Below are 21073 nucleotides of genomic sequence, written 5' to 3'. Positions count from 1 at the left end.
GGTGAGCTCCGATAGGTACAGACCACTCTCTCGCGAGACCGGTGAAACAATCACCCCCATGGCGGAAATCATCCAGAAGGACGGCACCTGGGTCTTCGACGGGGACGCGCTGCGGCTGACGCCCGGCCGGGACAAGAACGTCAGCCTTTTCCGCAAGACCCTCGGCGAACTCGTCGTCCCGCTGGGGGCGTTGGCGGGCATCTCGTTCGAGCAGGGCAAGAAGGCGGGGCGGCTCCGACTGCGGCTGCGCGACGGCGCCGACCCGCTGCTGCTCGCCTCGGGCGGCCGGCTCACCGAGCCGCACGACCCCTATCAGCTGATCGTGGAGTCCGACCGCTACGGCGTCGCCGAGTACTTCACGGACGAGGTGCGCAACGCCCTGCTGCTGGACCAGGTGCCGCCCGACCCGGTGGACGCCTACCTGCTGCCGGGCCCGTCGGTGCCGCTCTCCGTCTCCGCCGGCGACGGCACCGCCAGCTTCGACGGCGAGCGGATCCGGCTGGAGTGGAACTGGAAGACGGAGGACGCCAAGGCCGCCGCGGGGGCCCGCGTCATCGGCCTCACCGACGTCACCGCCGTCGAGTGGCATCCCGCGGTGGGCCTGGAGAACGGCCACCTCCGCTTCACCGTGCGCAACGCCCCGACCAAGGCCCCGCCGAAGTACGACCCCAACGCCGTGGAGCTGTGGGGCTTCAAGAAGGACCCGCTGATGGCCCTGGTCGCGGCGGCCGTCCAGGCCCGGCTCCCGCACCCGGCGGCCGCGGACGTACGCCGGCCGGACCCGGAGGACACCCGCACCCCGCTGCCGGCCGCCGCCGAGGACGACCATGACGCGCTGCTGCGACGGCTGCGCGCACTCGGCGAGCTGCACCGCACGGGCGTCCTGACGGACGAGGAGTTCGCCCTGGCGAAACAGGCGATTCTGAAACGAATGTGACACCTTTCCACAGCCCACTGACATGCCCGTGCCCGAAATCGGGCAGGTTTCTTGCGAAAGGGCGATCGGTACCCCAGGATCTACCGGGTGCACGACGAACTTGTTGATCATCTGACGCGGTCCACGCCCCTCAGCCGGGGCGAGGCGCTGCGGGTGATCCAGGACGTGCTCGCCTACTTCGACGAGACGACCGAGGAGTACGTCCGTCGCCGCCACCGCGAACTCCAGGCCCAGGGCCTGGTGAACGCGACGATCTTCGAACGGATCGAGGCGGACCTGAAATACCGGGCGGTGGCACCGCCGGAGCTCACCCTCCGGCAGCTGCGCCGGATCGTCTACGGCTAGGAATACCCATACATGTGCGGAATCGTCGGTTACATCGGCAAGCGTGACGTGGCCCCGCTGCTGCTGGAGGGACTCCAGCGCCTGGAGTACCGCGGCTACGACTCGGCGGGCATCGCGGTGACCTCGCCCAAGAGCAGCGGCCTGAAGACGGTCAAGGCCAAGGGCCGGGTCCGTGACCTGGAGGCCAAGGTCCCGGCCCGCTTCAAGGGCACCACCGGTATCGCCCACACTCGCTGGGCCACCCACGGCGCCCCCTCCGACGTCAACGCCCACCCGCACCTGGACGCCGAGGGCAAGGTCGCCGTCGTCCACAACGGCATCATCGACAACGCCTCCGACCTGCGCCGCAAGCTGGAGGCGGACGGCGTCGAGTTCCTCTCCGAGACCGACACCGAGGTCCTCGTCCACCTCATCTCCCGCGCACAGGGCGAGAAGCTGGAGGACAAGGTCCGCGAGACCCTCCGGCTGATCGAGGGCACCTACGGCATCGCCGTCCTGCACGCCGACTTCCCGGACCGCATCGTCGTCGCCCGCAACGGCTCCCCGGTCGTCCTCGGCATCGGTGAGAAGGAGATGTTCGTCGCCTCGGACATCGCCGCGCTGGTCGCCCACACGCGGCAGATAGTGACCCTCGACGACGGCGAGATGGCCACCCTCAAGGCCGACGACTTCCGCACCTACACCACCGAGGGCACCCGCACGACGTCCGAGCCCACCACCGTCGAGTGGGAGGCCGCCTCCTACGACATGGGCGGCCACGACACGTACATGCACAAGGAGATCCACGAGCAGGCCGACGCCGTGGACCGCGTGCTGCGCGGCCGGATCGACGACCGCTTCTCCACCGTGCACCTCGGCGGCCTCAACCTGGACGCCCGCGAGGCCCGCCGGATCCGCCGCGTGAAGATCCTCGGCTGCGGCACCTCGTACCACGCGGGCATGATCGGCGCCCAGATGATCGAGGAGCTGGCCCGGATCCCCGCGGACGCCGAGCCCGCCTCGGAGTTCCGCTACCGCAACGCGGTCGTGGACCCCGACACCCTCTACATCGCGGTCTCCCAGTCCGGTGAGACCTACGACGTCCTCGCCGCCGTCCAGGAGCTCAAGCGCAAGGGCGCCCGGGTCCTCGGCATCGTCAACGTCGTCGGCTCGGCCATCGCCCGCGAGGCGGACGGCGGCATCTACGTGCACGCCGGCCCCGAGGTCTGCGTGGTGTCCACCAAGTGCTTCACCAACACCACGGTCGCCTTCGCCCTGCTCGCCCTGCACCTGGGCCGCACCCGCGACCTCTCGGTCCGCGACGGCAAGCGGATCATCGAGGGCCTGCGCAAGCTCCCCGCCCAGATCGCCGAGATGCTGGAGCAGGAGGACGAGATCAAGAAGCTGGCCGAGGAGTACGCCGAGGCCCGCTCGATGCTCTTCATCGGCCGGGTCCGCGGCTACCCGGTGGCCCGTGAGGCCTCGCTGAAGCTCAAGGAGGTCTCCTACATCCACGCGGAGGCCTACCCCGCCTCCGAGCTCAAGCACGGCCCGCTGGCCCTGATCGAGCCGGCCCTGCCCACGGTGGCGATCGTCCCCGACGACGACCTGCTGGAGAAGAACCGCGCGGCCATGGAGGAGATCAAGGCCCGCAGCGGCAAGATCCTGGCGGTGGCCCACCAGCCCCAGGAGAAGGCCGACCAGACGATCCTGGTCCCGAAGAACGAGGACGAGCTGGACCCGATCCTGATGGGCATCCCGCTCCAACTCCTCGCCTACCACACGGCCCTGGCCCTGGGCCGGGACATCGACAAGCCGCGGAACCTCGCGAAGTCGGTCACGGTCGAGTAGCCGGCACTCAGGAACGGCCCCCCGCGGTGTTGCCACCCACCACGCGGGGGGCCGTCCCCTTCGCCGGGGAGCCGCCCGCCCCCCGGCCTGCGCAGCTGGCCGGTGGCCGTCACAACCCCGGCCGGCGGCACGCGCATACTGGCCATATGCCCTTCACAAAGGCACAAACACCTTTGTGCGGCAGTGGATTCATGCATCCAGGAGGGGGAGGGGGCGCGCCGAGGACGCATCTCGTCCCGGGCGAGGGGGAGTTACGGGATGACGACGACGGGCCGCTGCGCCCGCTTGGCGAGCCGCCCCGCGACGGACCCGAAGATCCGCCCCACGATGCCGTGCGTGGAGCCCACCACGATCGCGTCCGCCTCGTACTCGCGGCCCACCTCTTCGAGTTCGTGGCAGATGTCACCGCCGCGCTCGACGAGGATCCACGGCACCTCGGCCAGATAGTCCGCGCAGGCCAGCTCCAGCCCCAGCACCTCGGTGCGGTGATCCGGGACGTCCACGAAGACCGGCGGCTCGCAGCCGGCCCACACCGTGGTGGGCAGCCGGTTGGCGACATGCACGATGATCAGGGCCGAGCCGGAGCGGTGGGCCATGCCGATGGCGTAGGCGAGGGCGCGCTCACTGGAGGTCGAGCCGTCGAAGCCGACCACGACGCCGTGCTTGAAGGCGGGGTCGCAGGAGTGACGTGACTCTTCCGCCGCCAGGGGCTCGGCCGCCGTGGGATCGGCGACGGGCCGCTTGCGGTCCGCGGGTTCGAAGAATTCGTGACCGGCCATGGCTGTCTCGGCGTTGTGATCCTTGTGTGGGTGGGATGACAGGGTGCGGCGGAGCTGTGTCCGGGAATCATCTTCCCAACCCCATACCCCCAAGGGTACGGCGGCACGCCTCCTTAGCCCAGATCCCGCGATGTGCTCCGCGGGGGTTCCAGGGAGCATGCACGAGGGTGTGCCCGTAACGCAATGGTTGCTGCGCTGTACAGGCGGTTTGCACAGGATGCCCGCGCGAGGCAGGTCACCCGCCTCCTGGCGGGCCGCACAGTGACCGACCGCCCGACCACGCGTTGATCTCCGTGAGCCACCGACACCGGGAGCACGCCATGGCCGGAGAGCAGCACCAGGACAGCACCACCGACGTGGTCCGCTGGGCGGCCTTCTCCTGCGTCCTCGTCCCCGTCGTCCTCCTCTGGTACGGCACCTCCCTGGCCGGCGCCACCGGCACCGCGCTGGGTCTGGCCGCCGTCACGGCGGTCTGCCGGGTCCTGCTGCGCCGGTCCGAGCGCGGCGCCGCCCGCTCGCTCGCCGAGGAGCGCGCCGCACTCGCCGAGGAACACGCCTCGCTCGCGCCCCGTCGCGGGCGCCACCACCGGAGCGGAACGGGCGCGCACCGGGGCGGACGTCACTCCGGGGGAAATACACCGGGCGGTTGACCGGTTTCTATGCCCTCGGGCGCTTCTTTTCAGCCAACTTCCGGCAACCGGGCATCCCTTGCCCGAACCACCCCCCAACCCCCGTTCGACCTGCACGAAAAGGGTGTCGGGGGTGCGGCGCACCCTACGTGGATTGGCCACTGCGACGAGGCGCACTTCCCTGCACGGCCCGCGAGTGCAACGCTTCGTGATCGAATGCTTCACGCCAAGTTGCCAAGTCGACAATGTGCCGAGTGGCGAACCGGCCACTCCGGCGCGAGGCGACACAGTAGATTCGATCTTGACTGTCTACGGCGGGGGACTCGTGCAGGACCGAGGGGAAACGTGCAGGAGCGACACAACCGAGGAGCCGCGACCACCGAGGGGGGCTTAGCAGTATGAGCCACGACTCCACTGCCGCGCCGGAAGCCGCGGCCCGGAAACTTTCCGGGCGACGCCGCAAGGAGATCGTCGCGGTGCTGCTGTTCAGCGGCGGCCCCATCTTCGAGAGTTCCATACCGCTGTCGGTGTTCGGAATCGACCGCCAGGACGCCGGCGTGCCGCGCTACCGACTGCTGGTCAGTGCCGGCGAAGAGGGTCCGCTGCGGACCACAGGGGGCCTGGAACTCAGCGCACCACATGGCCTGGAGGCGATCTCGCGGGCGGGCACGGTCGTCGTGCCCGCCTGGCGCTCGATCACCTCGCCGCCACCGGACGACGCGCTCGACGCGCTGCGCCGGGCCCACGAGGAGGGCGCCCGCATCGTAGGGCTGTGCACCGGCGCCTTCGTCCTCGCGGCGGCGGGCCTGCTGGACGGCCGCCCCGCGACCACCCACTGGATGTACGCACCGACGCTGGCCAAGCGCTATCCGTCGGTGCATGTGGATCCCAGAGAGCTGTTCGTCGACGACGGAGACGTACTGACCTCCGCCGGTACGGCGGCCGGAATCGATCTCTGTCTCCACATCGTGCGGACGGACCACGGCAACGAGGCGGCCGGTGCGCTGGCTCGCCGCCTGGTCGTCCCCCCGCGCCGGACGGGAGGCCAGGAACGCTACCTGGACCGCTCTTTACCGGAGGAGATCGGCGCCGACCCGCTCGCCGAGGTCGTCGCCTGGGCGCTGGAGCATCTCCACGAGCAGTTCGACGTGGAGACGCTGGCCGCGCGGGCGTACATGTCGCGCCGCACCTTCGACCGGCGCTTCCGCTCGCTGACCGGGTCGGCCCCGCTGCAGTGGCTGATCACCCAGCGGGTGCTCCAGGCCCAGCGTCTGCTGGAGACGTCCGACTACTCGGTGGACGAGGTCGCGGGCCGCTGCGGCTTCCGCTCACCGGTGGCGCTGCGCGGGCACTTCCGCCGCCAGCTGGGCTCGTCCCCGGCGGCGTACCGGGCGGCGTACCGGGCCCGTCGCCCGCAGGCCGAACGGCCGACGGCGGACCCCGACACCGCCCCCGGCCCGACGCCCACGCTCCATCCGGAGCCCGGCCCGGTCCCGCTCCAGGCCCGCCGCACCCCGAGCACGGTGGGCCAGGCGCTGGCGACGGCGTCCTCGGACAACGGCCGGGACGCCTACGCGGCGCGGGCGAGCCTGCCGGGGCAGCGCAGCGCGACCTGAGCCGACGTGACGGACAGCACGCCGGACGGGCCCACCGGCCCGTCCGGCGTGCGCGTGCGCGCTCCCGGCGGTGACTCGGGGTGCTGCAAAAGCCGACGTCAGCTTTAGGGTGGTCGCATGAACGATCGCATGGTGTGGATCGACTGCGAGATGACCGGCCTCTCGCTGTCCGACGACGCGCTCATCGAGGTTGCCGCCCTCGTCACCGACTCCGAGCTGAACATCCTCGGCGACGGTGTGGACATCGTCATCCGGCCGCCGGATGCGGCCCTGGAGACGATGCCGGAAGTGGTGCGTCAGATGCACACCGCGTCCGGACTCCTCGACGAACTCGCCGGCGGTACGACGCTGGCGGAGGCCGAGGCCCAGGTCCTGGCGTACGTGCGCGAGCACGTCAAGGAAGCGGGCAAGGCCCCGCTGTGCGGCAACTCCGTCGGCACCGACCGCGGGTTCCTGCTGCGGGACATGCCGACACTGGAGGACTACCTCCACTACCGGATCGTGGACGTCTCCAGCATCAAGGAACTCGCCCGCCGCTGGTACCCGCGCGCCTACTTCAACAGCCCACAGAAGAACGGCAACCACCGCGCCCTCGCCGACATCCGCGAGTCCATCGCGGAACTGCGCTACTACCGCGAGGCCGTCTTCGTGCCCCAGCCGGGCCCGGACTCCGAGACCGCCAGGGCGATCGCCGCGAAGCACGTTCTGCCTGCTCAGTAGCCCGGGACGGGCCCGCGCCAGGGCCCCCGGAAAAGCCGGGCGCGAGCACCCCTTCGGACCCTGTACACTTTTTCTCGGCCGGTCGGTGAACCACCAGGGAAACCGCCGGTCATGGTGGGTGTAGCTCAGCTGGTAGAGCACCTGGTTGTGGTCCAGGATGCCGCGGGTTCGAGTCCCGTCACTCACCCTGAGCGATCAGCCGGTGACCTGCAGAGGTCACCGGCTGATCGCGTTCCCGGGGGAGGCGTAGGGTCGGGTCATGAGCCGGTTCTGAGGCTTGGGAGGCTCGTCATGGGGTCGCAGCGGATTCATCGGTGGCGGCTGCTGACCTGGCTGGTCCTGACGTTCAACCTCGTCATGCTGCTGTGGCTCGTGGTCGCGCTGGACGCGGCCGAGGGCGAGGCCAACAACCCCGGCAGCCCCACCGGCACCTGGCTGGTCGCCTCCGCCTGGCTGACCGGCGCGGCTCTGCTCGGCGCCGCCTGGCTGGTCACCCACCACACGGAACGCCCGGGCCGCCGCCCCCGCCGGGGCCGGCACCGCTGAGACCGCTCAGGACGACGCCCGCTCCTCCAGCTCGGTGGCCAGCACCACCTGCCGTCGCTCCAGACCCCGGGAGACCGCCGGGCGCCGGTCGGCGATCTCCTCCAGCAGCAGGTCGATCATCCTGCGGCCCATCTCCTCGATCGGCTGGCGCACGCTGGTCAGCGGGGGCTCCATGTGCCGGGCGATGGCCGAGTCGTCGTAGCCGACCAGCGCCACGTCCTCGGGGATACGGCGGCCCTCCTCCCGCAGCACCTGCCGGGCGCCCGCCGCCATGACGTCCGAACCGGCGAAGACCGCGTCCAGGCCGGGCCGGCGCTCCAGCAGCGCGGCCATCGCCCGCCGGCCGCCGTCCTCGGTGAAGTCGCCCGGCTCGATCAGCCGCTCGTCCACTGTCTGGCCCGCATCCCGCAGGGCATCGCGGTAGCCGTCGACGCGGCGCTGGGCGCCGTACACGTCGAGGCGGCCGGTGATGTGGGCTATCTCGTGGCGCCCCCGGGAGATCAGATGCTCCACGGCCTGGCGGGCGCCGCCGTAGTTGTCGGAGTCCACCGAGGTGAGCGTCTCCGCCGCGGATCTCGGGCCGCTGATCACGGCCGGTATCTCCAGCTGGGCCAGCAGATCGGGCAGCGGGTCGTCGGCGTGCACCGAGACCAGCAGCACCCCGTCCACCCGGTGCGCGGCGAGGTACTGGGCGAGCCGCCGCCGCTCGCGGTCGCTGCCCGCGAAGATCAGCAGCAACTGCATCTCGGTGTCGGACAGTTCGGCACCGACGCCCTTGAGGATGTCGGAGAAGTACGGCTCCGCGAAGAAGCGGGTCTCCGGCTCGGGCACGACGAGGGCGATGGCGTCGGTGCGGTTGGCGGCGAGGGCACGGGCCGCGGTGTTCGGGACGTAACCGAGCTCGGCGACGGCCGCCTCCACGGCGGCGCGGGTGGCGTCACTGACCCGGGGCGAACCGTTGATCACCCGGGACACCGTCCCGCGCCCGACGCCGGCCCGCGCAGCGACCTCTTCGAGAGTAGGCCGCCCGCCACTCCGCCCCCGCGCACCGTGGCTTGCCATGGGCTCCGCCTTTCGCCGTCGTCTTGTCGCTGGCCTGGAATTTAACAGTCCCGTCCTCGGTCGTGACCGTGCACCGGACGGGCTGCCCCAAGCCGATCGGCGGCGGGAAGCCGGTGGCCGTGCTTCCCGTGCGGCGCCCACGTCCCTCAGTTAACGTCCCGATAACTGAACGCATCTCTCCGCCCCCACGCCCTTGACACCCCCGCCCGGACCGACGACTCTTCAACACATCACTTGTGGGAGCGCTCCCACAGTACCTGACACATACACATCCCGCACGTTCCCCGCCCGAGCCGCAGCGAGAACTAACGGGCCCAACAGTGCAGTTGGCCGGGGGGTCGGCACGTCAGGGCAACAGGAGGACGCAATGCGAGCATCTACCCGAATCCGCCGCAAGGCGGTAGTCCTCGCGGCGGTCGCGTCGCTGGGCACCGGGCTGCTGGCCGGCTGTGCCGACGACGGCAACGACGACGACAGCTCGTCGACCGAGGGCGGTGGCGGCAAGACCAAGATCACCCTTGGTCTGTTCGGCACCGCCGGATTCGAGGAGTCCGGGCTGTACAAGGAGTACGAGAAGCTCCACCCGGACATCGACATCCAGCAGACGGTCGTGGAGCGCAACGAGAACTACTACCCGTCGCTGCTCAACCACCTCACCACCAACAGCGGCCTCCAGGACATCCAGATGGTCGAGGTCGGCAATATCGCCGAGATCGTCCAGACCCAGTCGGACAAGCTGCTCGACCTGTCGAAGTACGGCAAGAAGAGCGACTATCTGGAATGGAAGTGGCAGCAGGCGACCACGCCCGAGGGCCAGACGATCGGGGTCGGCACCGACATCGGCCCGATGGCCATCTGCTACCGCAAGGACCTCTTCGAGAAGGCCGGTCTGCCCACCGACCGCGGGGAGGTCGGCAAGCTGTGGGAGGGCAGCTGGGAGAAGTTCGTCGACGTCGGCAAGCAGTACCAGGAGAAGGCCGGGAAGAGCACCACCTTCCTGGACTCCCCCGGCGGTCTGCTCCAGGCGATCCTCAGTGGTGAGAAGGAGCGCTTCTACGACACCTCCGGTGAGGTCATCTACAAGACGAACCCGGCCGTGAAGGACGCCTTCGACCTCACCGCCGAGGCGGCCGAGGCCGGACTGATCGGCAACCAGACGCAGTTCCAGCCCGCCTGGGACACCACGATCGCCAACAGCAAGTTCGCCGCGATGTCCTGCCCGCCGTGGATGCTCGGCTACATCAAGGGCAAGTCGAAGCCCGACGCGGCCGGCAAGTGGGACATCGCCCAGGCGCCGCAGTCCGGCAACTGGGGCGGTTCCTTCCTGACCGTGCCCAAGTCCGGCAAGAACGCGGAGGAGGCGGCGAAGCTGGCCGCCTGGCTGACCGCTCCCGAGCAGCAGGCCAAGCTCTTCGGTGTGCAGGGCAGCTTCCCGTCCACCCCGGCCGCGTACGAGTCGGCCGAGGTGACGAGCGCCAAGAACGACATGACCGGTGACGCGCCGATCGGCACGATCTTCGCGCAGGCCGCCGAGAACATCCCCGTCCAGACCATCGGCCCGAAGGACCAGATCATCCAGCAGGGCCTGACCGACAACGGTGTGGTTCTCGTGACCCAGGGCAAGTCGCCCAAGGAGGCCTGGGAGAACGCCGTCAAGACCATCGACAACGCCCTGGACCAGTGACCCGTATGACCACTGGGCACGACACCGCCGCCGCGTCCCCCCTCAAGGAGGGGGGCGCGGCCCCGGGCCGCCCGTCCGGCGGCGGTCCGGTGACCGAGCAGGAGCTGCGGCGCCGCAAGCGGCTGTCCCGCCGCTGGCAGCGGGACGTGCGGTGGAGCCCGTACGCCTTCGTCTCGCCGTTCTTCCTGCTGTTCCTCGCCTTCGGCCTGTTCCCGCTGCTGTACACGGGCTGGGCCTCGCTGCACCAGGTGGAGCTGACCGCGCCGACCGACATGAACTGGGTCGGCCTGCGCAACTACACCCGGATCTTCGACGACGACTTCTTCTGGAACGCCGCCCAGAACACGCTGACCATCGGCATCATCTCGACCGTTCCGCAGCTGCTGATGGCGATGGGTATCGCGCACATCCTCAACTACAAGCTGCGCGCCTCGACCTTCTACCGGGTCGCCATGCTGGCGCCGTACGCGACCTCGATCGCCGCCGCCTCGCTGGTCTTCGTGCTGCTCTTCGGCCGCGACTACGGCATGATCAACTGGGCGCTCGGTGCGGTCGGGATCGACAACATCGACTGGCAGAACGACAAGTGGGCCTCGCAGATCGCGGTCTCCACGATCGTCATCTGGCGCTGGACCGGCTACAACGCGCTGATCTACCTGGCCGCGATGCAGGCGATCCCGCAGGATCTGTACGAGTCGGCCGCGCTGGACGGGGCGAGCCGCTGGCAGCAGTTCCTCCATGTCACGCTGCCCTCGCTGCGCCCGACGATCCTGTTCACCGTCGTCGTGTCGACCATCGGTGCCTCCCAGGTCTTCGGCGAGCCGCTGCTGTTCGACGCGAACAAGGGCGCCTCGGGCGGATCCCAGCACCAGTTCCAGACGCTCGGCCTGTATCTGTACGAGCAGGGCTGGGTGAACCAGCATCTGGGCCGTGCCTCCGCCATCGCCTGGACGATGTTCCTGATCCTCATCCTGGTCGGGATCATCAACTACGTCATCTCGCGCCGGCTGCGCGCCAGTAGTTAGGAGACCGGCCGTGACGACGACCTTGACGAAACCCGAGGCTCCGCAGGAGCGCCGACGTGTGCGAGGGCCGAAGGCGGCACGGGCCGGCGGGACCCTGCACGCGGGACCGATCGCGTACGTGATCCTCGCGTTGTTCACCATCGGCTCGCTGTTCCCGCTGGTGTGGACGGCGATCGCCGCCTCCCGCGACAACCAGCGGCTGGCCGAGACGCCGCCGCCGTTCTGGTTCGGCGGGAACCTCTTCGACAACCTCGATCTCGCCTGGAACGACGCCAACCTGGGCGAGGCGTTCCTCAACACCACCTTCGTGGCCGGGGTGTCGTCGTTGACGATCGTGTTCCTGTCGACGATCGCCGGGTTCGCCTTCGCCAAACTGCGCTTCAAGGGCCGTGGCGCGATGATGCTGATCGTGATCGGCACGATGATGGTGCCGCCGCAGCTCAGTGTGATCCCGCTGTACATGATGGTCGCCGAACTCGACTGGTCCGACCAGCTGCAGGCGGTCATCCTGCCCTCCCTGGTGAGCGCGTTCGGTGTGTTCTTCATGCGGCAGTACCTGATCCAGGCGCTGCCCGACGAGATCATCGAGGCGGCACGGGTGGACGGCGCGAGCAGCTGGCGCGTGATCTGGCACGTGGTGTTCCCCGCGGCCCGGCCCGCGATGGCGGTGCTGGGGATGCTGATGTTCGTGCAGACCTGGAACGACTTCCTCTGGCCCTTCCTGGTGCTCACCCAGACCGGCAATCCGACCGTGCAGGTGGCGGTCGCGGGCCTGGGCCGCGGCTATACGCCGGACCAGTCCCTGATCATGGCGGGCGCACTGCTGGGCACGCTGCCGCTGCTGCTCGTCTTCGCGATCTTCGGCAAGCAGATCGTCGGCGGCATCATGCAGGGCGCGGTCAAGGGCTGACGCCGCCGCACCGCCCCCGCTGCCCCGGGGGCCGGGTCATCACCGCTCCGGCCCCTGCTGCCCGCCTCCTCCCCTCTTCCCCCTACCCGTAGGTCTCCACGGCCTTCGATGGGAGCGCTTTCATGTCTGAGTCCGCACAGCCGGTGACCCCGGTGACCTTTCCACCCGCCTTCCTCTGGGGGGCAGCCACCTCCGCGTACCAGATCGAGGGGGCGGTGCGGGAGGACGGCCGCACCCCTTCGATCTGGGACACCTTCAGCCATACGCCGGGCAAGACGGCGGGGGGTGAGACCGGTGACATCGCTGTCGACCACTACCACCGCTTCCGCGACGACGTGGCGCTGATGGCCGAGCTGGGCCTGACCGCGTACCGCTTCTCGGTCTCCTGGTCGCGGGTGCAGCCGACCGGCCGGGGCCCGGCCGTGCAGCGGGGTCTGGACTTCTACCGCAATCTGGTCGACGAGCTGCTGGCGCACGGCATCAAGCCGGCCGTCACGCTCTACCACTGGGATCTGCCGCAGGAGCTGGAGGACGCGGGCGGCTGGCCGGAGCGGGACACGGCCTACCGGTTCGCCGAGTACGCGCAGATCGTCGGTGAGGCGCTCGGCGACCGGGTCGAGCAGTGGATCACGCTCAACGAGCCCTGGTGCAGCGCGTTCCTCGGGTACGCCTCGGGCGTGCACGCGCCCGGCCGGACCGACCCGGCGGCCTCGCTGCGCGCCGCGCACCACCTGAACCTGGCGCACGGACTGGGGACTTCGGCCCTGCGCTCGGCGATGCCGGCCCGCAACTCGGTGGCGGTGAGCCTGAACTCCTCGGTGGTCCGGGCGGTTTCGGACGACCCGGCGGACCTGGCGGCCCGGCAGCGGATCGACGACCTGGCCAACGGCGTCTTCCACGGCCCGATGCTGCAGGGCGCCTACCCGCAGTCGCTGATGACCGCGACCCGGTCGCTGACGGACTGGTCGTTCGTCGAGGACGGCGATCTGGCGCTGATCCACCAGCCGCTGGACGCGCTGGGCCTCAACTACTACACGCCGACGCTGGTGTCGGCCGCCGCGTCGGCCCCCGCGGGCCCGCGGGCGGACGGTCACGGGGCGAGCCCGCACTCCCCCTGGCCGGCCGCGGAGGACGTCGCGTTCCACCAGACGCCGGGCGAGCGCACCGAGATGGGCTGGACGATCGACCCGACCGGCCTGCACGACCTGATCATGCGCTACACCCGGCTGGCCCCCGGTCTGCCGCTGTACGTCACGGAGAACGGCGCGGCCTACGACGACAAGCCCGAGCCCGACGGCACCGTCCACGACCCGGAGCGCATCGCCTACCTCCACGGCCACCTCTGCGCGGTCCGCCGCGCCATCGAGGACGGGGCGGACGTGCGCGGCTACTACCTGTGGTCCCTGATGGACAACTTCGAGTGGTCCTACGGCTACAGCAAGCGCTTCGGCGCGGTGTACGTCGACTACACGACCCTGGAGCGGACCCCGAAGTCGAGCGCCCTGTGGTACGGACAGGCGGCTCGGTCGGGGGCGCTGCCGGAGGTGGAGTCGGTCTGACGGGGGGCGGGGCGCGGCGCTTCACGGGGGGGCGCCGCGCCCCGGTCTTTCCGGCTGCTTGCCCGGCTGCTTGCCCGGCTACTTGTAGGCCGCGAACGCCTTGGCGAAGGCGTTCTTGTCCTGGTCGACGGAGCTGCAGGTCGGGTCGGCCGCCGGCTTCGGGCCGCCGGGGCAGGCCGTGTCGCGGGTCGCCGACCACATCGACAGCCAGCCGAGGCCCTTGGCCTTGGCGAAGTTCACCAGCTGGGTGGCGTCCTGGACCGTGAAGATCTCCGTGACGACGTCGTTGACGCCGATCATCGGGGTGACCGCGACGGTCTGCCAGGCGGCGCTGTCGGAGAGGCCGAGGACGCCCTTGATCTGCGCCTGGGTGGCGGTGGCGGCCTGCTCGGCGTAGGTGCCCATGTCGCCGCTGTAGGCGGGGCCGTAGTCCATCGCCATGATGTTGACGGCGTTGATGCCCACCCCGTTCTTCCTGGCGTCGGCCAGCAGGTCCACGCCGGGCTGGGTCAGGCCCTCCGGCATCACCGGGAGGGTGAAGGAGACGTCCAGGCCGGGGTGAGCCTTCTGGAGCTTGGCGATGGCCTGGGCGCGGCGGGTGTTGGCCGCGGTGTCGGGCAGCGCGCCGCCCTCGACGTCGAAGTCGACCTTGGTGAGGTCGTAGGCGTCCACGACCTTGCCGTACGCCGTCGCCAGCGCGTCCGCCGAGGAGCAGGTCGTCGCCAGTTCGCTGCCGGCCGCGCCGCCGAAGGAGACCCGGACGTCGCCGCCCTTGGCGCGCAGGGCGCCGATCTGCGCGGCCACCGCGTCGCTCGCCAGGTCGGTCACCCCGCCCCACTTGGGCGTGCAGCCGCCGCCGTCGGTGACGAAGGCGAGGTTGTAGTCCTTCACCCCGGTGGCCTCGGCGGTGGCGACCAGGTCGAAGGCCGGGTAGAGGGAGGTGTCGACGTACGGGGCGAATCCGGCGTCGGTCGTGGTGCCGGTGCCGGTCGACGCCGTGGGTTCGGCGGTGGGGGTGGGGGTGGCGGTCCGGGTCGGGGTCGGGGTGGGCGTCGGGGTCGGGGTGGGCGTCCCGGTCGGGCGGCCGGTGGGCTCCGGCGTCGCGCCCTGGTCGGCGGAGCACTTGACGCCGTCCACGAGGCAGCCGGTGGGGTCGCCGGTGCCGTTGACGACGAAACCGACGGTGACCGACTCCCCGGCCGCGAGGCCGTCCTTGTCCCAGGCCGCCGGCGTCACGGTGACGCGGGCACCGCTGACCCGGGACTCGGCGTTCCACAGCGAGCTCAGCTTCGCCCCCGGCGGCAGGTCGAAGGTGAGGGTCCATTCGGGCTTCGGCGAGCCGGTGTCGTTGGTGACGACGTACTGCGCGGTGTACCCGGTCGACCAGTCACTGGTCCTGGTGTACGCGGCGCCCACGCCGGCCGCCTGCGCGGTGCCGGTGAGGAAGACGGCGCCGCCACCGACCACCGCCGCGGCGACGACACCGCCTATCGCCTTGTTCCTGCCGCTGACCCTGCGTCGGTGGGTGCTCATCGCCTGCCTGCTTTCACTGCTCACGGGGGAGGGGGTGCGGCAGCACGCTAGCGATGCGGAATCGGGCAAACGCCCTGATCGGGGCGGGGCTTGCGGATCTTAGGGCGCGCTTAAGGAAGGGATCGGGGGCGGTTAATGGTCGAGACCAGTCGGCCGCTGCGGCGTCTGCGCACCCGGTGCCCGCGGCGCTCGGGCGCCCGCCCGTCGAGCTGGATCCAGATCCGCACCTCGGTCCCGCCGAGCACGGAGGACCCGATCCGCACGTCCCCGCCGGTCGACTCCGCGAGCCGGCGCACGATGTCCAGGCCGAGCCCGGTCGACCCGGCGCTGCCCGAGCCCCGCCCGCGGGCCATCGCCGCCTCTGGGTCGGGTATGCCGGGCCCGGCATCCGACACCAGCACGATCACCGCGTCCTCGCCGTTGTGCACGTCGACCGCGAAGGCCGTGCCCTCGGCGGTGTGCCGGAAGACATTGCCGAGCAGGGCGTCCAGCGCGGCGGCCAGGTCGGCCCGGGCCACCGGTATGCGCACCGGCCGGTCGATCCCGGCCACCCGGACCTTGCGGCCCTCGTCCTCCGCGAGCGCCGACCAGAACGCCATCCGCTCGCGGACCACCTCGGCCGCGTCGCACCCGGCGCCCGGGCCGGCCGCGGCCGTCTGCGGCTTGGCCTCCCGGGCGGTCCGGATGATGGTGTCGACCTCCCGCTCCAGCTGGGCGACGGCGGCCCGGGTCTGCTCGGCGGCGGGACCGTCCCCGAGCGAGGCCGTGTTCAGCCGCAGCACGGTCAGCGGGGTCCGCAGCCGGTGCGACAGATCGGCGGCCAGCTCCCGCTCGTTGGCGAGCAGCTGGACGACCTGGTCGGCCATGGAGTTGAACGCGGCGGCGGCCAGCCGCAGTTCGGTCGGCCCTTCCTCCGGCACCCTGGCCCCGAGCTTGCCCTCCCCCAGTTCGTGCGCGCCCTCGACCAGGCGCTGGGCGGGCTGCACCATCCGCACGCCGAGCCGGTCGGCGACGGCGACCGAGCCGACGATCAGCGCGACACCGACGGCGGCGAGGACCGCCCAGGCCGTCGAGACGCCATTGCTGACCTCGGCCTCGGGGACGTAGACCTCCACGACCGCGATCGCGCCGGAGCTCAGGGCGACGGGCTGCAGAAGGGTGGAGCCGCCGGGCACCTCGGTGGTGGAGGCGCGGCCGAGCCGCCGTACGGTCGCGATGTCGTCGTCCGCGGCGCGCTGCCGGCCGATGCCGACGGCCTGCGCACCGTCGGCCGCCGGTATGTGCACGGCCATCTCCGCCTCGGAGCCGGCCGAGGCCACGACGCGTTCGAGCTGGTCGCGGTCGGTGGTGATGGACAGCGCCGGGGCGACCGCGGCGGCCTCCCGCTCGGCGTTGGAGAAGGCGCGGTCGCGGGCCATCTCCTTGATGACGAGTCCGAGCGGCACGGCGAAGGCCAGCACGACCATGGTGGTGACCGCCAGCGAGACCTTGACCAGGGCCCACCTCACAGCGGTGGCTCCAGCTTCACGCCGACCCCGCGCAGGGTGTGCAGATAGCGCGGGCTCGCGGCGGTCTCGCCGAGCTTGCGGCGCAGCCACGACAGGTGGACGTCGATGGTCTGGTCGTCGCCGTAGGACTGCTGCCACACCTCGGCGAGCAGTTCCTTGCGGGGGACGACGACTCCCGGGCGGCCGGCCAGGAAGGCGAGCAGGTCGAACTCGCGGCGGGTGAGGTCGAGCCGGGCGCCGTCCAGTTCGGCCTGGCGGCGCAGCGGGTCGACGGTGAGGCCGCCGACGCGCAGCACGGAGGAGGGGGCGGCCTCGGCGCCGTGGGAGCGGGCCCGGCGCAGTACGGCGGCCATCCGGGCGGACAGGTGATCGACGGAGAACGGCTTGGTCAGATAGTCGTCGGCGCCCGCGTTCAGCAGCCGGACGACCTCCGTCTCGTCGTCGCGGGCCGTGGCGATGATCACAGGCACGTCGGTGATGCCGCGCAGCATCTTCAGCGCCTCGGACCCGTCCAGATCGGGCAGACCGAGGTCCAGGATGACCACGTCGAAACGGAAATGGGCGACCTCGCGCAGCGCCTCCAGGGCGGTGCCGACGCTGCGCACGGTGTGTGCGGCGTCGGTCAGATGCCGGATGAGGGCCGAGCGCACGAACTGGTCGTCCTCGACCACGAGCACACTTGCCATGCGCCGCACCGTACGCCATGCGGGCGAGCCCGGTCGGAGCCTGTGGACAACTCCCCCGCTGGGGACAACCGGGCGACACCTGTGGGACGCGTGAGGCAGTATGGCCCGCGATGCGCAGAGGACTCGTACACGTACTGGCTTGGTCGCTCGCCACGGGCGCGGCGGTCACGCTGTCGTGGTGGGGCGTGCACACGGTCATGGCGGGCACGGCCTACGACCCCCCGCGCGCCCTGCCCATCTCGGCCGGCGACGCGACGACGCAGGAGTCGAAGCCGCTGGCGTCCTCGACGCGGCGGGGGACACCGTCGCAGTCCGCCTCACCGAAGAGCCCCGCGCCGAAGCCGTCCCCCTCCGGCACGCTCCGCCCGTCCGGCACGCCCACCTCCGCCCCGGCCCCCTCGCCCACCTCCTCCGGCCACATCAAGAGCTACGACACCGAGGGCGGCCGGGCGGTGTTCGACCTCGGCAGGACCTCCGCGACACTGGTGTCGGCGACGCCCGGCACGGGGTGGTCGATGCAGGTGTGGAAGACGGAGTCGTGGATCCGGGTGGAGTTCGCGCGGGGAGCGGACCGGGTGTCGGTGTTCTGCACCTGGCACGACAGCGCGCCGCGGGTGGAGATCGGGAACTACTAGGCCCTTCCGGCCCGGCGGCTAACGGAAGACCGACGCCGGGGGTGCCGGGGAGGCCACCGCCGCGGCGTCCGTGACGGGGGTCGCGCCGCCGGTGAAGTCCGTGAGGTTCCGGCCGTGTTCGACTCGTCCCGGGTGCGGGTCCGAGGCGGCGCGCCGGGTCAGTTCGGCGACCGGGAGCGGCTGGTCGGCGGCGACCAGCACGGCGTTGCCGAAGCGCTTGCCGCGCAGGACCGTGGGGTCGGCGACCAGGGCGAGCTCGGGGAAGCGGGCGGCGGCGGTGGCGATCTGGCCGCGCAGATGCGCCAGCGGCGGTCCGTCGGCGAGGTTGGCGGCGTACCAGCCGCCGGGGCGCAGGGCGCGGCGCACCTCGTCGAGGAACTCGGTGGACGTCAGATGGGCCGGGGTGCGGGCGCCGCTGAACACATCGGCGATGACGAGGTCGGCCCAGCCGTCGGGCACCTTGGCGAGCCCTTCGCGGGCGTCCGTCGAGCGCACCCGGATCCGGGCGTTGCGGTCCAGCGGCAGTTCCCGGCGGACGAGTTGGACGAGTTGGGCGTCGCGCTCGACGACCTGCTGGGTGGAGCGGGGGCGGGTGGCGGCGACGTACCGGGCGAGGGTGAGGGCGCCGCCGCCGAGGTGCACGGCCTGGACGGGTCTGCCGGGCGGGGCGACGAGGTCGATGACGTGCCCGAGCCGCCGCTGGTACTCGAAGGAGAGGTAGGCCGGGTCGTCGAGGTCGACGTGCGACTGCGGCGCCCCGTCGATGAGCAGCGTCCAGGCGCGTGCCCGGTCCCGGTCGGGTATCAGCTCGGCAAGCCCTCCGTCGACGGCCTCGACGACGGCTTCGGTGGCCGCCTCGTGGCGCCTGGAGTTCTTGGACCTGCCCATTGGCCCATTATGCGGAGCGGCGGGCGGTCGTGCCCGTCACCGGCAGTTGTCCGCCGCCTCGATCAGCCGCGCAGCCTCCCCGAGCGCCGCCCGCAGCACCGCCGGATCCGTCGCGAGGTCCGCCTCGCCGGGCGGCAGCAGCCAGTCGGAGCCCGCCACCGGCGGCGCGGGAGCCAGGGTCAGCCCCCGGCCGTCGGTCTGCGTACAGGTGCTGCCCGGCACGTCCCAGGCCGCCGCCGTCCCGGCCGGCACCACGAACCCGAGGGTGTCGCAGCCGTCGTCGTGCAGGACGGGTCCCACCGCGTCCCCCGCACCGCGCCGGAGGATGTCGACCGCCTCCAGCCCTTGCCTCGCCGGCACCGTCACCAGGTCGCAGGCCGCTCCCGCGCACGACGGCGTGCAGGGATCGATGCTCTGTCCGGTCTCCATTCCGGCCTCCACCACGGAACCCCTCCTCGAAACGAGCGCGGGTCGGGAGTCGGGCGGCTCCCGGTCCGTGTGGTTCAACGTGTCACCGCGTCAACAGCTACGGCACAAGTGCGCCGCAAAGGATGGCAGTTCATGGCAGATGCGGGATGAGATATCCGGTTTGTAGCCAAACACTGCGTTGCGGGTCCGACACAGCAGGTACGTTCTTGCCCGCCGGACACCAGGGGCACTAAGCGAACAAACCGCCCAAGTGTCCACCGGTCCGGCATGGTTCGACGGTTCGCACGAGAGGACCCGGCCATGACGTCGTCGGAGCTGGACTCGACCCAGCCCTCAAGACCACCCCGACCGAACCTCGCGTTCCGGCAGTTGCGCGGTCGGCGCTCGCCGGCCGAGTTCGCCGCGGCGGTCCGCAGGGCCGCGCGCGAGATCGGGGAGCGCGTCAGCTGTGACGCGCGCTACGTCGGCAGGGTCGAGGCGGGCGAGATCCGGTGTCCCAACTACGCGTACGAACGGGTGTTCCTGCACATGTTCCCCGGTCGCACGCTCACCGACCTGGGCTTCGCGCCCCGTTCGTCCGTCCGCGGGCGCCGGACGCGTGAGGCCGAGGACGGGCCCCTCGCGCACCTCCCGAGCCCGGCACGTGCCGCGGGTGAGACGCGGGGGGCGTACGAGCCGTATGACACGCAAGACCCGTACGACCCGCACGAGAAAACCGAGGAGAGCGACGTGCTGCGTCGCGCATTCATGACCGGCGGAGGCGCCACGGTGGCCGCCGCCTCGCTCAGCCCCTTCGGGCTCGCCCTCGATGCCACGGCCGCGCAACGTCCCGCGCGGCGGCTCGGGACGAGCGAGGTGGAGGTGGTGGAGGAAGCGGTCCGCAGGATCCGGCTGCTGGACGACCGGCACGGCGCGGACGGCCTGTACCGGCGCGCGGCGGCTCCGTTGCGCGCCGCCTACGAGCTGCTGGACGCCGGTACCACGCGGCACGCGGCGGGTGAACGGCTCCACTCGGGCGCGGGCGAGCTGGCCATCTCGGTCGGCTGGCTGGCACACGACTCGGGCCGCTTCGACGACGCGCGGTCCCACTACGCGGAGGCGCTGGCGACCGCCCGGATGGCCGGCGACCCGGCGCTGGAGGCGCACGCCTTCTGCAACATGTCGTTCCTCGCGCGGGACGCGGGCCGCCCGCGCGAGGCGGTGCGCGCGGCGCAGGCCGCCCAGCGCGTCGCCCGCCCCCTCGGCTCCGCGCGCCTGCTGTCCCTGCTCGCGCTGCGCGAGGCGGGCGGCTGGGCGGGGCTCGCCGAACGCACGGGCTGCGCCCAGGCACTCGCGCGTGCCCAGGCCCTGTTCGACCGGGGCCGTTCGGACGCCGACCCCGAGTGGATGAGCTTCTACGGCGAGGCAGAACTGGAGGGCCTGGAGGCGCAGTGCTGGTCGACGCTGGGCGACTGGCACCGCGCGGCCCGGCACGCGGGGCGCGCGGCACACCTCCAGGACCCGCACTTCACCCGGAACACCGCTCTGTACACGGCGGAACTGGCGGACGACCTGGCGCGCGGCGGCCACCCCGACGAGGCCGCGGCGGCCGGCCTGCGCGTCCTGGAGCTCCTCAGCGAGGTCCAGTCGTCCCGGATCCAGACGATGCTGGCGGGCACGGCCCGGGTGCTCCTGCCGCACCGGCGCGCCTCGGGAGTGTCGGCGTTCCTGGAGAAGCACGCGAGCGTGCCGCGAGCGGTGTGAGCCGGGAGC

At 71.4% G+C, this 21073-nt stretch carries 20 protein-coding genes and 1 tRNA gene; 14 read left to right on the top strand and 7 right to left on the bottom strand.

Annotated features, from left to right (window positions below):
• Positions 1–58: 58 nt before the first annotated feature.
• From ACWD11_RS10930 to glmS, 3 genes are all read left to right on the top strand, one after another.
• Positions 59–937, top strand: a complete 879-nt coding sequence (locus ACWD11_RS10930; protein ID WP_451282520.1) for a DUF4429 domain-containing protein — start codon at positions 59–61, stop codon at positions 935–937.
• Positions 938–1024: 87 nt separating this feature from the next.
• Complete coding sequence (locus ACWD11_RS10925; protein WP_266924384.1) at positions 1025–1282, top strand: hypothetical protein; 258 nt, start codon at positions 1025–1027, stop codon at positions 1280–1282.
• A gap of 12 nt (positions 1283–1294) precedes the next feature.
• Positions 1295–3112, top strand: coding sequence for a glutamine--fructose-6-phosphate transaminase (isomerizing) (glmS, locus tag ACWD11_RS10920; protein ID WP_451282518.1), 1818 nt, complete (start codon positions 1295–1297; stop codon positions 3110–3112).
• A gap of 251 nt (positions 3113–3363) precedes the next feature.
• Here glmS and ACWD11_RS10915 read toward each other — a convergent pair whose 3' ends face one another.
• Entirely contained in the window at positions 3364–3891 is a 528-nt protein-coding gene (locus tag ACWD11_RS10915) for a universal stress protein (protein ID WP_389415850.1), read from the bottom strand.
• A gap of 320 nt (positions 3892–4211) precedes the next feature.
• Here ACWD11_RS10915 and ACWD11_RS10910 point away from each other — a divergent pair, with 320 nt between their 5' ends.
• The 5 genes from ACWD11_RS10910 to ACWD11_RS10890 all read left to right on the top strand — a co-directional run bounded on the left by ACWD11_RS10910 (position 4212) and on the right by ACWD11_RS10890 (position 7402).
• A complete protein-coding gene (locus ACWD11_RS10910; RefSeq protein ID WP_451282516.1) occupies positions 4212–4541 on the top strand; it encodes a hypothetical protein in 330 nt (109 codons plus the stop codon).
• 377 nt (positions 4542–4918) lie between these two features.
• Positions 4919–6136, top strand: coding sequence for a helix-turn-helix domain-containing protein (locus ACWD11_RS10905; RefSeq protein WP_389415848.1), 1218 nt, complete (start codon positions 4919–4921; stop codon positions 6134–6136).
• Between the two features lie 117 nt (positions 6137–6253).
• The gene (gene orn / locus ACWD11_RS10900) at positions 6254–6856 is read left to right on the top strand and encodes an oligoribonuclease (protein ID WP_389415846.1); all 603 of its coding nucleotides are present in this window, start codon (positions 6254–6256) and stop codon (positions 6854–6856) included.
• A gap of 114 nt (positions 6857–6970) precedes the next feature.
• Positions 6971–7043 (top strand) — tRNA-His (locus ACWD11_RS10895).
• A 104-nt stretch (positions 7044–7147) separates the two neighbouring features.
• Complete coding sequence (locus ACWD11_RS10890; protein ID WP_389415845.1) at positions 7148–7402, top strand: hypothetical protein; 255 nt, start codon at positions 7148–7150, stop codon at positions 7400–7402.
• 6 nt (positions 7403–7408) lie between these two features.
• Here the strand turns inward: ACWD11_RS10890 and ACWD11_RS10885 are convergent, their stop codons facing one another.
• Positions 7409–8464, bottom strand: a complete 1056-nt coding sequence (locus ACWD11_RS10885; RefSeq protein ID WP_389415843.1) for a LacI family DNA-binding transcriptional regulator — start codon at positions 8462–8464, stop codon at positions 7409–7411.
• A gap of 367 nt (positions 8465–8831) precedes the next feature.
• Here ACWD11_RS10885 and ACWD11_RS10880 point away from each other — a divergent pair, with 367 nt between their 5' ends.
• From ACWD11_RS10880 to ACWD11_RS10865, 4 genes are all read left to right on the top strand, one after another.
• Positions 8832–10148, top strand: coding sequence for an ABC transporter substrate-binding protein (locus tag ACWD11_RS10880; RefSeq protein ID WP_451282514.1), 1317 nt, complete (start codon positions 8832–8834; stop codon positions 10146–10148).
• 5 nt (positions 10149–10153) lie between these two features.
• Complete coding sequence (locus tag ACWD11_RS10875) at positions 10154–11173, top strand: carbohydrate ABC transporter permease (protein WP_389415841.1); 1020 nt, start codon at positions 10154–10156, stop codon at positions 11171–11173.
• 10 nt (positions 11174–11183) lie between these two features.
• Complete coding sequence (locus ACWD11_RS10870) at positions 11184–12083, top strand: carbohydrate ABC transporter permease (RefSeq protein ID WP_389415840.1); 900 nt, start codon at positions 11184–11186, stop codon at positions 12081–12083.
• Between the two features lie 122 nt (positions 12084–12205).
• Positions 12206–13642, top strand: coding sequence for a GH1 family beta-glucosidase (locus ACWD11_RS10865; protein WP_451282511.1), 1437 nt, complete (start codon positions 12206–12208; stop codon positions 13640–13642).
• Between the two features lie 78 nt (positions 13643–13720).
• Here the strand turns inward: ACWD11_RS10865 and ACWD11_RS10860 are convergent, their stop codons facing one another.
• The 3 genes from ACWD11_RS10860 to ACWD11_RS10850 form a co-directional block, all read right to left on the bottom strand.
• Entirely contained in the window at positions 13721–15175 is a 1455-nt protein-coding gene (locus tag ACWD11_RS10860; RefSeq protein ID WP_451282509.1) for a glycoside hydrolase family 18 protein, read from the bottom strand.
• A gap of 110 nt (positions 15176–15285) precedes the next feature.
• The gene (locus ACWD11_RS10855) at positions 15286–16683 is read right to left on the bottom strand and encodes a sensor histidine kinase (protein ID WP_389415837.1); all 1398 of its coding nucleotides are present in this window, start codon (positions 16681–16683) and stop codon (positions 15286–15288) included.
• Entirely contained in the window at positions 16680–17369 is a 690-nt protein-coding gene (locus tag ACWD11_RS10850; protein ID WP_389415836.1) for a response regulator transcription factor, read from the bottom strand. Before ACWD11_RS10850 ends, ACWD11_RS10855 begins: the two co-directional genes overlap by 4 nt.
• A gap of 110 nt (positions 17370–17479) precedes the next feature.
• On the opposite strand from ACWD11_RS10850, the gene ACWD11_RS10845 reads away from it, so the two are divergent.
• Positions 17480–18004, top strand: coding sequence for a hypothetical protein (locus ACWD11_RS10845; RefSeq protein WP_451282507.1), 525 nt, complete (start codon positions 17480–17482; stop codon positions 18002–18004).
• A gap of 18 nt (positions 18005–18022) precedes the next feature.
• Here the strand turns inward: ACWD11_RS10845 and ACWD11_RS10840 are convergent, their stop codons facing one another.
• Together ACWD11_RS10840 and ACWD11_RS10835 are read right to left on the bottom strand one after the other, a co-directional pair.
• The gene (locus tag ACWD11_RS10840) at positions 18023–18892 is read right to left on the bottom strand and encodes a spermidine synthase (protein WP_389415834.1); all 870 of its coding nucleotides are present in this window, start codon (positions 18890–18892) and stop codon (positions 18023–18025) included.
• Between the two features lie 36 nt (positions 18893–18928).
• The gene (locus tag ACWD11_RS10835) at positions 18929–19336 is read right to left on the bottom strand and encodes a hypothetical protein (protein ID WP_389415833.1); all 408 of its coding nucleotides are present in this window, start codon (positions 19334–19336) and stop codon (positions 18929–18931) included.
• A 285-nt stretch (positions 19337–19621) separates the two neighbouring features.
• Between ACWD11_RS10835 and ACWD11_RS10830 the strand changes: the two genes are divergently transcribed.
• Positions 19622–21064 carry a hypothetical protein gene (locus ACWD11_RS10830; RefSeq protein WP_451282505.1) on the top strand — a complete coding sequence of 481 codons (1443 nt, stop codon included), beginning with the start codon at positions 19622–19624 and terminating at the stop codon, positions 21062–21064.
• Positions 21065–21073: the final 9 nt, after the last annotated feature.

The organism is Streptomyces sp. NPDC002776, assembly GCF_053592195.1.
The sequence above is the reverse complement of the archived record's forward strand: the minus strand, read 5'-3'. Positions and strand labels throughout refer to the sequence as shown.

What these genes read in the sequence shown, in the direction of transcription:
- ACWD11_RS10885 (WP_389415843.1), bottom strand. Translation starts at nt 8,464, where the DNA reads ATGGCAAGCCACGGTGCGCGGGGGCGGAGTGGCGGGCGGCCTACTCTC.
- ACWD11_RS10860 (WP_451282509.1), bottom strand. Translation starts at nt 15,175, where the DNA reads ATGAGCACCCACCGACGCAGGGTCAGCGGCAGGAACAAGGCGATAGGC.
- ACWD11_RS10875 (WP_389415841.1), top strand. Translation starts at nt 10,154, where the DNA reads ATGACCACTGGGCACGACACCGCCGCCGCGTCCCCCCTCAAGGAGGGG.
- ACWD11_RS10880 (WP_451282514.1), top strand. Translation starts at nt 8,832, where the DNA reads ATGCGAGCATCTACCCGAATCCGCCGCAAGGCGGTAGTCCTCGCGGCG.
- ACWD11_RS10905 (WP_389415848.1), top strand. Translation starts at nt 4,919, where the DNA reads ATGAGCCACGACTCCACTGCCGCGCCGGAAGCCGCGGCCCGGAAACTT.
- ACWD11_RS10840 (WP_389415834.1), bottom strand. Translation starts at nt 18,892, where the DNA reads ATGGGCAGGTCCAAGAACTCCAGGCGCCACGAGGCGGCCACCGAAGCC.
- ACWD11_RS10910 (WP_451282516.1), top strand. Translation starts at nt 4,212, where the DNA reads ATGGCCGGAGAGCAGCACCAGGACAGCACCACCGACGTGGTCCGCTGG.
- orn (WP_389415846.1), top strand. Translation starts at nt 6,254, where the DNA reads ATGAACGATCGCATGGTGTGGATCGACTGCGAGATGACCGGCCTCTCG.
- ACWD11_RS10865 (WP_451282511.1), top strand. Translation starts at nt 12,206, where the DNA reads ATGTCTGAGTCCGCACAGCCGGTGACCCCGGTGACCTTTCCACCCGCC.
- ACWD11_RS10830 (WP_451282505.1), top strand. Translation starts at nt 19,622, where the DNA reads ATGACGTCGTCGGAGCTGGACTCGACCCAGCCCTCAAGACCACCCCGA.
- ACWD11_RS10890 (WP_389415845.1), top strand. Translation starts at nt 7,148, where the DNA reads ATGGGGTCGCAGCGGATTCATCGGTGGCGGCTGCTGACCTGGCTGGTC.
- ACWD11_RS10915 (WP_389415850.1), bottom strand. Translation starts at nt 3,891, where the DNA reads ATGGCCGGTCACGAATTCTTCGAACCCGCGGACCGCAAGCGGCCCGTC.
- glmS (WP_451282518.1), top strand. Translation starts at nt 1,295, where the DNA reads ATGTGCGGAATCGTCGGTTACATCGGCAAGCGTGACGTGGCCCCGCTG.
- ACWD11_RS10850 (WP_389415836.1), bottom strand. Translation starts at nt 17,369, where the DNA reads ATGGCAAGTGTGCTCGTGGTCGAGGACGACCAGTTCGTGCGCTCGGCC.
- ACWD11_RS10845 (WP_451282507.1), top strand. Translation starts at nt 17,480, where the DNA reads ATGCGCAGAGGACTCGTACACGTACTGGCTTGGTCGCTCGCCACGGGC.
- ACWD11_RS10930 (WP_451282520.1), top strand. Translation starts at nt 59, where the DNA reads ATGGCGGAAATCATCCAGAAGGACGGCACCTGGGTCTTCGACGGGGAC.